9 protein-coding genes and 1 pseudogene are annotated in these 10,257 nt (G+C 65.8%); 6 read left to right on the top strand and 4 right to left on the bottom strand.

What is annotated here, in order from left to right:
• Positions 1–106: 106 nt before the first annotated feature.
• From AC1Q7Q_RS22670 to AC1Q7Q_RS22660, 3 genes are all read right to left on the bottom strand, one after another.
• Positions 107–1,165: a porin gene (locus AC1Q7Q_RS22670; protein ID WP_492370941.1), complete on the bottom strand. Its 1,059-nt coding sequence runs from the start codon at positions 1,163–1,165 to the stop codon at positions 107–109.
• Between the two features lie 126 nt (positions 1,166–1,291).
• Complete coding sequence (locus AC1Q7Q_RS22665; RefSeq protein ID WP_492370942.1) at positions 1,292–2,248, bottom strand: Bug family tripartite tricarboxylate transporter substrate binding protein; 957 nt, start codon at positions 2,246–2,248, stop codon at positions 1,292–1,294.
• A gap of 56 nt (positions 2,249–2,304) precedes the next feature.
• The gene (locus AC1Q7Q_RS22660; RefSeq protein ID WP_492370943.1) at positions 2,305–3,384 is read right to left on the bottom strand and encodes a 4-oxalomesaconate tautomerase; all 1,080 of its coding nucleotides are present in this window, start codon (positions 3,382–3,384) and stop codon (positions 2,305–2,307) included.
• 60 nt (positions 3,385–3,444) lie between these two features.
• Here AC1Q7Q_RS22660 and AC1Q7Q_RS22655 point away from each other — a divergent pair, with 60 nt between their 5' ends.
• The 3 genes and pseudogenes from AC1Q7Q_RS22655 (at position 3,445) to AC1Q7Q_RS22645 (ending at position 5,107) form a co-directional block, all read left to right on the top strand.
• A complete protein-coding gene (locus tag AC1Q7Q_RS22655) occupies positions 3,445–4,350 on the top strand; it encodes a LysR family transcriptional regulator (protein ID WP_492370944.1) in 906 nt (301 codons plus the stop codon).
• 173 nt (positions 4,351–4,523) lie between these two features.
• Entirely contained in the window at positions 4,524–4,808 is a 285-nt protein-coding gene (locus tag AC1Q7Q_RS22650) for a CopG family ribbon-helix-helix protein (RefSeq protein ID WP_492370945.1), read from the top strand.
• Positions 4,808–5,107, top strand: a pseudogene (locus AC1Q7Q_RS22645) (type II toxin-antitoxin system RelE/ParE family toxin). Before AC1Q7Q_RS22650 ends, AC1Q7Q_RS22645 begins: the two are co-directional and overlap by 1 nt.
• A gap of 113 nt (positions 5,108–5,220) precedes the next feature.
• Here the strand turns inward: AC1Q7Q_RS22645 and AC1Q7Q_RS22640 are convergent.
• Entirely contained in the window at positions 5,221–6,177 is a 957-nt protein-coding gene (locus AC1Q7Q_RS22640; RefSeq protein WP_492370946.1) for a LysR family transcriptional regulator, read from the bottom strand.
• A 181-nt stretch (positions 6,178–6,358) separates the two neighbouring features.
• On the opposite strand from AC1Q7Q_RS22640, the gene AC1Q7Q_RS22635 reads away from it, so the two are divergent.
• From AC1Q7Q_RS22635 to AC1Q7Q_RS22625, 3 genes are all read left to right on the top strand, one after another.
• Complete coding sequence (locus AC1Q7Q_RS22635) at positions 6,359–7,162, top strand: hypothetical protein (protein ID WP_492370947.1); 804 nt, start codon at positions 6,359–6,361, stop codon at positions 7,160–7,162.
• A gap of 179 nt (positions 7,163–7,341) precedes the next feature.
• On the top strand, positions 7,342–9,171 hold the full coding sequence (locus AC1Q7Q_RS22630; RefSeq protein ID WP_492370948.1) for a gamma-glutamyltransferase family protein: 1,830 nt from the start codon (positions 7,342–7,344) through the stop codon (positions 9,169–9,171).
• Positions 9,172–9,276: 105 nt separating this feature from the next.
• Positions 9,277–10,257 carry a Bug family tripartite tricarboxylate transporter substrate binding protein gene (locus AC1Q7Q_RS22625; protein ID WP_416050897.1) on the top strand — a complete coding sequence of 327 codons (981 nt, stop codon included), beginning with the start codon at positions 9,277–9,279 and terminating at the stop codon, positions 10,255–10,257.

Here is a 10,257-nt window from a genome sequence, read left to right as displayed (position 1 = left end):
CCCCCCCCCCCCCCCCCCCCCCCCCCCCCCCCCGGCCCCGTATTCGCTGCCTGCATCCGGACGAACGGCTTGCGCGCTCCGGCAAGCCGCGGTTGCGAGCGATGCATCAGAAAACATGCCGAAGCCCGACCATCGCACCCACCTTGCCACCTACCCTTCCTTGCGACTTGATCAGCGCGTATCCGCCAGTGATGCGGTTGTAGTCGGCTTCGAAATAGACATCCGTGCGCTTGGATAAACGGTAGTCGGCGAGAAGATAGGCGGCCGAGCGCCGGCCGCCCGGGTCCTTCTGCTCATCGTGGAATGCGCCCACGCCGACCAGCCAGGCCGGTGACCACTGATAGCTGACGCCGCCGATGATGACTTCGTTTCGGGTGCCAGTGGCGCTGTAGCGGTTGGAGAGGTATCCGGCAGTCGCTTTCAGGCGGCCGCTCGCGTATCCGGCCGTAGCGCCCACGGTCTTTCTTGCCTGCGCGCCATTGGCACTTCGGGCCTGCTGGTAAGACGCACTCGCCTGGAATTTCTTGTCATCGTAGCCGAGGCTGATCCCGGTGCTGGCGTTGGCGCGCGTGTTGCCGGGCACTTCACCGAAGGCGTGGTGCGCGGCCAGCTTCCAGCTGCCGGCCTTTCCTTCATATTTGACCGCATTGTCTTGCCGGCTACCGGTATAGACGCGAGCGATCGCCAGCGTGTCCAGGTTCGGGTTGCCGAAGATCTGCGCGCCTGCCATCGCCTGATAGGCGACGCCATACTGGCGGCCCAGCGTGATCGCGCCGAAACGGCTTTGCATCCCGACAAAAGCCTGCCGGCCGAACAAGCGCCCCGTGCCACCGGATGACGCTTGGCCATAGCCCGCGACGGATGACTGCAGGGCGCTTCCGGTGCCGAGGTCAAAGCCCGCTTCCAGCACATAGACCGCCGCAGTCCCTGCGCCGAGATCCTCTCTACCCCGCAGTCCGAATCGCGACCCGTTCAGCGCGCCCTCCGATAGTTCGAGCTTGCCGTCCCTGGCCGTATTAGCGTTGGTCGCGTACCGGATGCCGGCGTCGACGATGCCGTACAGCGCCACGCTGGATTGGGCATGCGCGGCGCACGCCATCAGTGTAGAGATCGCACCGAGCGAAGTGTGCTTTGCGACGCGAATGGCGAGCCGGTATTGGTTCATTTGTCCCCCGTGGTCAGGTTTTGTGAGGCCATGTTGCAAGGCCATGCTGTGAGGCAAGGGCGTGTGCGAATCGCGCGATGCACCGAGCTTGACTGGGCTGGCGCCGCACACCGGGAATTGCCGGAGTCAGTCCGTGGTCATGCCGGCCGCCTGAACCACCCGCTTCCATTTGGCGACCTCGGCGCTCACGAGCGCGCCGAGTTCCTGTGGCGTGCTGGTCTGCACGTAGGCGCCCTGCTCCGCGATCTTGTCCGCGACCTCCTGATCGCGCAGCGCTGCATTGAGTTCCGCATTCAGCCGGGCGACGATCTCCGGGGGCGTGCCCGCGGGGGAGAACATGGCATACCATTGATCGACCGCGACATCGATCCCCAGCTCGTTCAGTGTCGGCGTGTCCCTCAGCAGCGGCGTGCGCTTGCTGCTGGCCACGGCGAGAACGCGAACCTTGCCGTTGCGGATCTGCGGGTAGGCGGTGAACAAGCTCGGGAACATGATCTGCGTATTGCCGGCGATCGTATCGACCAGCGCCGGCGCGGATCCCTTGTAGGGCACGTGCACCATCTGCGTCTGCGTGGCCTGCCTGAATAGTTCCGCGGCGGCATGGGGCGCGGTGCCATTGCCCGCGGAGGCGTAGTTCAGGTTGGCATCCTTGGAGCGCGCCAGGTCGATCAGCTGCTTCATGTCGCCGGCTTTCACCGTCGGGTTGACCACAACCAAGGTGGGGGAACTTGCGACCATGCCGATCGGCGCGAAATCCTTTACCGGGTCGTAGCGCAGCTTCTGAAGAGCCGGGTTGATCCCATGCGTCGCGATGTATCCGAACAGGATGGTATGCCCGTCCGGCTTGGCCCGCGCGACATACTCGGAAGCGATCGCGCCGTTGGCGCCGGCACGGTTTTCCACAACCACCGGCTTGCCGAGCGACACGCTCATGCGCTGGGCGATCACGCGCGCCATGGCATCGTTGCCGCCACCCGCCGAGGTTGGAACGACGATCGTAATGTTCTTGTCGGGGAAGGCGTGCGCCACGCCGACAGTGAGGGCCAGCGCGATGGCACAGGCGTGCCTGAAGGTACAAGCCATGATGGTCTCCTGGTGTTTTTTTTCGTGATGCGATGCAGGTCGAAGCACCCTGGGCGTCAGCCCAGCACTTCGTCGGGAACGGACAGCATGCCTTTCATGATGCGTCTGGCGGTGCGCACGAGCCCGATACGCCGGAAGCGCGGCAGGCCGCCATCACGCTCCAGCTCGACGTGGACTTCGATGCTGCCGGCAGGGTGATGCACCACGATGCGGCCTTCCGGCGAGGGCGTCGAAGCAAGCCCGTTGGCCACTGTCCCAGGCACGCAATATGCCGCCGCAATGCCGACTGCACCGGTCACGGCGTGTGCCGCGTGGCAATGCGAAGGGGTGAAATAGCGTGACGTGATCTCATTCGCCCTGCCGTAGCGGCTGACGAGAACGGGCTTGGGAATGACGCTGTTGCTGACATCGCCCAAGCCCATCCGGCGACCAGCCTCCCTGCGCATCGACTCCAGCCGCGCGAGCATCTGCGCATTGGCATCGAGCGCCGTGGGTGTTTCGTCTCCACGCACGCCGAGCGACACCGCATGAACGACAACGAGAGGCATGGCGGCATCGATACAGGTAACCGGGACCTCGTCTATCACGTCGATCGTGTTCCCGGTCGGGAACATGGCGCCGGTCACGCGCCCCCATGCATCCAGGAAGTTCAGCATGATCGGGGCTGCTGTCCCGGCAACCCCATCGATCCGCGTATCGCCGGCGTAGGTCACCTGACCGCCCGGGGTCTGGACCACGGCTTCGACGACTGACGAGGTATTGACGTTGAAGATGCGGATGGTAGTCGCGCACTGGCCGGCCCGGACCAAGCCCTCCTCGATGGCGAATGGCGCCACGGCGGCGAGCATGTTTCCACAGTTGGGACGGGTGTCTACCCGATTCTTGTCAACCGCAACCTGCGCAAACAGATAATCTATATCGCATCCTGGCCGAAGCGAACACGATACGATCGCCGCCTTGCTGGTCAGCGAACTGCCACCGCCAAGCCCATCGACCTGCAAGGCATGGGGCGAGCCCATCGCCGACAGCAATACCTGATCCCGCCTGGCCGGGTCATCGGGCAGCCAGTCCGCACGGAACAAGGGTCCGCGGGAAGTGCCGCCACGCATCAATACACAGGGAATGTCTTTGCTCATGCATTTATGATGTCCTCAAGGTAATAATTTGTATATTGCAATCCCAGGAGACATCGTTGCATGGCACGCATCAATTTCGATTTGCAGGAACTGCAGGCATTCGTGGCCGTAGCGGACCGGCTGTCGTTCCGCGCGGCCGCGGACGACCTCCACCTCTCGCCGCCGGCACTGAGCAGGCGCATTGAAAAGCTGGAAGGCATCCTGGGTGTCAAGCTGTTCGAACGCAGCACGCGCCACGTTGCATTGACGAACGTCGGACGCCTGTTCCTGGATCACGCACGGGCAGCACTCGAGGAGCTTGAGGGAGGGGTGCTGAACATCACGGACCTTGCCGCGCAACGCAGCGGCCTGGTGACGGTGGCCTGCGTGCCGTCCGCCGCCTACTACTTCCTGCCATCGGTGATCCTGCGATTTGCGCAGCACTACCCGCGCATCCGTGTCCGTGTACTGGATGAAAGCGCCAACACCGTGCTGAATGCCGTCATCACCGGGCGCGCGGACTTCGGCATCAACTTCATCGGAACGCAGGAGCCGGATGTCGCCTTCGAAGGGATCTTCAGCGAGAAATTTGTGCTAGCCGTTTGGCATGCGCATCCGCTTGCGCGCCGCAAAAGCGTAAGGTGGTCGGAGCTGGCCGACGAGCGGTTCATGACCGTCGACCGCTCCAGCGGCAATCGCGTGCTGATTGACTCGGCATTGGCAAACTGCGAACGCAGGCCGACAAGTTTCTTTGAAGTGGCCCATGTGTCGACGCTGCTCGGGCTGGTCGAAGCCGGGCTGGGCGTCGCCGCGGTGCCGCGCCTGGCCCTGCCCGTGAAGGGGCATGCCACGTTGCGTGGCATCCCGCTGGTCGAGCCCGAGGTGTCGCGGACCCTGGGCCTGATCACCCGGCACAGCGTACCGCTCTCGCCCACGGCCAAGGTGCTTCGCGACATGGTGCAGCAAACCGCCAGGCGAGCGCTATAGGGCGGCAGGCCATCCACACGATGGCCCACCGGCACATCATTGTGCGCGCACTAGCGCGCATCAACAGTGCGCTGTGTCCGATGCGGCCACGACGTAGTTGTTCGATTCGGTTTGTTCGCAGTGCACTGTTAATGCAAAATACATACCTAGTATCTGCATGGAGATCGTCGCTCATGTCCGAAACCACCTTCACCTTCCGCGTTGACGATGCGCTAAAAGCACTTTTCACCGAGGCTGCGAAGTCCCATAACCGGCCCGCATCATTGTTGCTTCGTGATTTCATGCGCGACTATGTCAAGCGCAGCCAGGACGAGGCGGCTAACCATGACGCTTGGTTTCGCCAGCAGGTGCAGGCCGGTCTTGAAGACGCGCGTCCAAGCGTCGAAGACGATGAGGCTCGCCGGATTTTCGCGAAGCGTCGTGATGCGCTGCTTCGCAGGACCAAGGCTACCGGGTGATGCGGCTACGCTGGCAGCCAGCGGCGCTTGAAGATCGAGCGGCAATCATGGATTACATCGGTGAAGACAATCCTGTTGCCGCGGTGGAGTTGGATGAAGCTTTTGAAGCCCTCGCGGATCAGGTCCGGCAGCGGCCGGAGTTGTAGAAGGCTGGCAGAGTCGGCGGCACCAGAGAGTGCGTGGTGAGATCGAACTACATCATGGTCTACCGCATTGCGGACGATAGCGTGGAGATATTGCGTGTATTGCATGCCGCGCGACGGTGGCCCAACACGACAGACCGTGGCGGCGTGCGATAGCCGCGGATCCATGGATCGATCGGCCCTTAGGCGATCAGACGCGAAAGCGACGTCCATCGAGATACTGCAAATCTGGAGGCGCGCGCATTGACCCTGTGCCGGCCGTCTCCCCTTCAGCCTCCCGCCTTCACCCCCACCGCCTCCAGCAACGCCCGCACCAGCGCCTGCAGCGGCTCGCTATGCTCCGTGCGCCGCAACCACATCGCGCCCACCGCGGGCAGGTCCCACGTCAGCGTATGCGGCAGCACAGCCGCGCTGCCGGTGGCCGCGAGCTCGGCCGCCACCGCGCGCGGCACGATGGTGATGGCGCGTGGCTGGTTGCGCATCAGCGTGGCGATGGTCTTGATCGAATAGGTTTCCACCATTGGCGTGGGCGGCACCGCGCCGGCGGTGGCGAACAGCGTGTTGATGGTGCGCCGGATCGGCGTGTGCGCGGGCGGCAGGATCCAGTCCAGCGCCGCCAGGCGCTGCCAGTCCAGCTTGCCGCGCGCGAGCCGCGCGGCGGCGTCGTTAGGCACCACCAGCGCTGGCTCTTCGCGGTAGAGCGGCGTCTGCGCGATGTCGTCGCCGGGCGCGTAGAAGGACCGCGCGATCACGCAATCGAGCTCGTGCGCGCGCAGCGCCGCCACCAGTTCATCCGTGGTGCCCTCGCGCACCAGCACCGCCACGCGCGGCTGCTGCAGCAGGCCGTGCGAGCAGGCCGCGTCCAGCACCACCGGCGCCACATAGGGAATCACGCCGATGCGCAGCCGCCCGTGCAGTCCGGCGCCGATCACCGCCAGCTCCCGCCCCAGCGCCTCCGTATCCGCCATGGCCAGCCGCGCGTGCGCCAATACCGCCGCGCCGGTGCCCGTCGGCTCCAGCCCCCGGCGCGAACGCACGAACAGCGGCACCATGAAGATCTCCTCGATCTCCCGCAGCGCCTTGGTCACGGCAGGCTGGGTCAGGTCCATCTCGGCCGCCACGCGCGAGACCGAGCGCTGGCGGTCCAGCGCCAGGAGCAGCGCGAGGTGCTTCAGGCGCAGGCGCGAGATGAGGTTGTGCTGGAGTTTGTCGACTGGTGAGGGCAATGAAAGTCCTGGGCCTGTGCGCATTGCAAGCCTTTGATTTTACAAAGGCACTTTTGAACCACCGGCACCGGCAGCGTACGTGCGGTAACGCGCGGACCGCGGTGGTGACGTTGTAGCACAATGTTTGGCGGATCCCGGCCGGACCTCAGCGCCGAAATCATCACTTCTATGAGAAGACACGATGAACAGGGTCACAGGCCACCTGGCCGTCCTCCTCGCATTGAGCCTGTTTGCCATTCCTGGTGCGCAGGCGTCTGACATCGTCTGTAAAACAGCGCCCCGTGCGGCCCCTGCCGGCTGCCAAGGCCCGGCGTGCGCGCGGCAAACAGACAAACGCCCGCGCGCGGCGCGGCTCATCTGCGATTACGCCCTTCTGTCGATTGGCTATGAGCGCATCTATGCCGACCAGCAACGGCTGCTCCACGCAGGTGCAATTCGCAAAGCGGACATCGTAGCCTGGCGCAAGAAGCGGGACGCTTGCGACTCCGTGCACTGTCTTGACGGTGTCTTCGCGCAATGGCCGCAGCACGATGCCAGGCCGAAGTCAGCCCGGGACGCCGATCGCTCCGGCAAGCAGCGCGAGAGGCTGGAAGCGCATAACAGTCCACGACGCGGCGAAGCGGCAAGGCCAATGCCGCTCAGACAGAATCCACCAGCACCGGCGCAGCCGATGGCCGCGCTGCACAACGCGCCACCGGCCATGATCGCCTCCACGACGGACACGTCGTTCCTCGCTTCGCCGGCTGTCGCCGCTGCGCCCCCACTCGCTAACAAGGCGGCTTCCAGCCCCAAGGGCACTCTTGGCAACCTGGCCTGGTTTGGCGCGTTCGGCATGAGCCTGGCCTACCTGCTCAAACGCGGACGGGACAAGCGCTTGCGCAAAGTGGTTGCGCAGTGCCGGAGCACGCCGGCGCCCATGCTGGTGTTGTACGCGTTAATCGTTGTGAATGTCCTGCTTCTGCTCTTCGCGTTGGCGAAGGGGTAGTCCGAGTGCGGCCATGGCCCGTGCCATGCATAACCAATCCGTTATGCAACGATAAATTATTGACCAAAAGCGGTTATCCGGTGACCTTATACTCCCAGGCACCAACCCCACTCGGCTTGCGTTGCGCGCTTGAGCGCCAGCGCGTTTCGCCACCCTGCCCGATCCGCCACGGAGTCTCCATGTTCACCACCCGCCCGGAAATCGTCGGTACCTTTGGCGTGGCCTCGTCCACCCACTGGCTGGCCTCGCAAACCGCCATGAGCGTGCTGGAGCGCGGCGGCAACGCGTTCGACGCGGCCGTTGCCGGCGGCTTTGTGCTGCAGGTGGTGGAGCCGCACCTGAACGGACCGGGCGGGGAGGTGCCCATCCTGCTGTGGAGCGAGCGCGAACGCGCGGTGCGCGCCATCTGCGGGCAAGGCCCCGCGCCCGCGCTGGCCGACCCGGCCGCGATGCGCGCCATGGGGCTGGACCTGGTGCCCGGCATCGGCCTGCTGCCCGCCACGGTGCCCGGCGCCTTCGGCGCGTGGCTGACCATGCTGCGCGACTATGGCACCTGGACGCTGGCGGATGTGCTGGCCCCCGCCATCGGCTATGCGCGCGACGGCTTCCCGCTGGTGCCACGCATCTCGCAAGCCATCCTGGCGGTGCGCGAACTGTTCCAGAACGAATGGCACAGCTCGGCCGATGTCTGGCTGCCTGACGGCCGCGTGCCCCGCCCGGGCAGCCTGCATACGGTGCCTGGCGTGGCACGCACCTATACACGCATCGTCGAGACGGCCGAAGCCGCCAGCGGCACGCGCGAGCAGCAGATCGACGCCGCGCTGGATTGCTGGTACCGGGGCTTCGTCGCCAAGGAAATCGACAGCTTCTGCCGTACCCAGGCGGTGCGCGACACCACTGGCGAGCGGCATAAAGGCCTGCTGCGCCATGAAGACATGGCGCGCTGGGCGCCCACCGTGGAAGCGCCCGCCACGCTGGGTTTTGGCCGCTATACGGTGGCCAAGTGCGGCATCTGGAGCCAGGGCCCGGCATTCCTGCAGCAACTCGGCATGCTGCGCCACGCCGATCTCGCCGCGCACGCACCCACCTCGCCCGAGTTCGTGCACCGCATTGCCGAGGCGGCCAAGCTGGCCATGGCCGACCGCCTGGCGTGGTACGGCGACCCCAGCTTTGGCGATACGCCGCTGGCTGGCCTGCTCGATCCCGGCTACCTCGCCGCACGCGCGCGCCGGATCGGCGAACGCGCCTCGCTCGACATCCTGCCGGGCACGGTCGGTGGCCGCGCGCCCCGCCTGCCCGACCTCGGCGCGGCGGAGCGCACGCTGCGCCGCGCCGATGTGCGCTTCGGCGTGGGCGAGCCCACCTTTGCGGCCATGCCGCCGGTAGCGGAATGGGCCGAACGCGAGATCTTCGTCGGCGACACCTGCCACATCGACGTGATCGACCGCGAGGGCAACATGGTCGCGGCCACGCCATCGGGCGGCTGGCTGTCGTCCAGCCCGGTGATTCCCGAGCTGGGCTTCGCGCTCAATACCCGCCTGCAGATGACCTGGCTGGAGCCGGGCCTGCCCAACACGCTAGCGCCGGGCAAGCGCCCGTGCACCACGCTGTCACCCTCGCTCGCGCTGCGCGACGGCGAGCCCTATATGGTCTTCGGCACCCCCGGCGGCGACCAGCAGGACCAATGGTCCGTCGCTTTCTTCCTGCGCCACGCCGTGCACGGCATGAACCTGCAGGAAGCCATCGATGCGCCTGCCTGGCATGTCGATCATTTCCCCGGCTCGTTCTGGCCGCGCTCGGTGGTGCTCAACCGGCTCAGCGTGGAGTCCCGGCTGCCCGAGGACACCATCGCGGCGCTACGCGCGCGCGGCCACGAGGTCAAAGTAGGCGAGCCGTGGTCGGAGGGGCGGATGTCCGCCTGCACGCGGGAGCGCGATGCGCAGGGGCGGCTGGTGCTGCGCGCCGGCGCCAATGCGCGTGGCATGCAGGGATATGCAGTGGGCCGCTGACGGTGCATTGGCTCACTGGTCCACTGTCTGCTGGACCCGACTTACAGGATCGAATCAAACCGGATCGCACCGTGCGGTTCGCATAGCCATCGGAGAAGGAAAGAGATGAAAGCCGTTTTGAAGCGCTGCTTGCTGGGCCTTGCCACGTTCTCGCTGTTTGCCGCCGCCTCGGGCGCCGGCGCCGCCGATCCCTTCCCGCAAAAGCCCATCACGCTGATCGTGCCGTGGGCCGCTGGCGGCTCCACCGACATCCTTGCCCGCGTGCTGTCCGAGCACCTGACCCGCTCGCTCGGCCAGCCGGTGATCGTCGACAACAAGCCCGGCGCCTCCGGCAATATCGGCTCTGCCATGGTGGCGCGCGCCAAGCCAGACGGCTACACGCTGCTGGTCGGCTCCATGAGCACGCACGCGATGAACCCCGCGCTGATGCCCAACATGCCCTTTCGCGGCGTGGAAGATTTCACCCCGCTGGGCCTGCTGGCCTTTGTCACCAACACCATGGTGGTCAACCCATCGGTGCCCGCGCACAACGTCAAGGAGCTGATCGCCTACGCGCGCGCCAACCCCGGCAAGCTGGCCTATGCCAGCGCCGGCCCTGGCTCCACCAACCACCTGAGCGCGGTGCTGTTCGAGAAGATGGCCGGCGTGCAGATGCTGCACGTGCCCTACAAGGGCGGCGCGCCCGCCGTGGTCGACACCGTGGCCGGGCAAACGCAATTGCTGTTCTCCGCCGGCACGCAGACCCTGCCCCACGTCAAGGCCAACAAGCTGCGCCTGCTCGCCGTGACCGAAGCCAAGCGCTCGCCGCTGCTGCCCAATGTGCCCACCGTGGCCGAGACCGTGCCCGGCTATGAGCTGTCCGTGTGGTACGGCGCCTTCGGCCCGGCCGGCATGCCACCGGCGCTGGTGGCGCGCCTGAACCAGGAGATCAACCGCATCATGTCGCTGCCGGACGTGAAGGAAAAGATGAACGCCATCGGCGTGGAAACCGCCACCTCCACACCTCAGCAGTTCGGCACCATCCTGCGCCGCGACGCGGACCGCTATGGCAAGTTGATTCGGGACCTGGGCATCAAGGGGGAGTGA

The organism is Cupriavidus sp. GW823-FHT07A04 (assembly GCF_058794615.1).
Note: the sequence above shows the minus strand (reverse complement) of the source record. Positions and strands in the feature narration are given on the sequence as shown.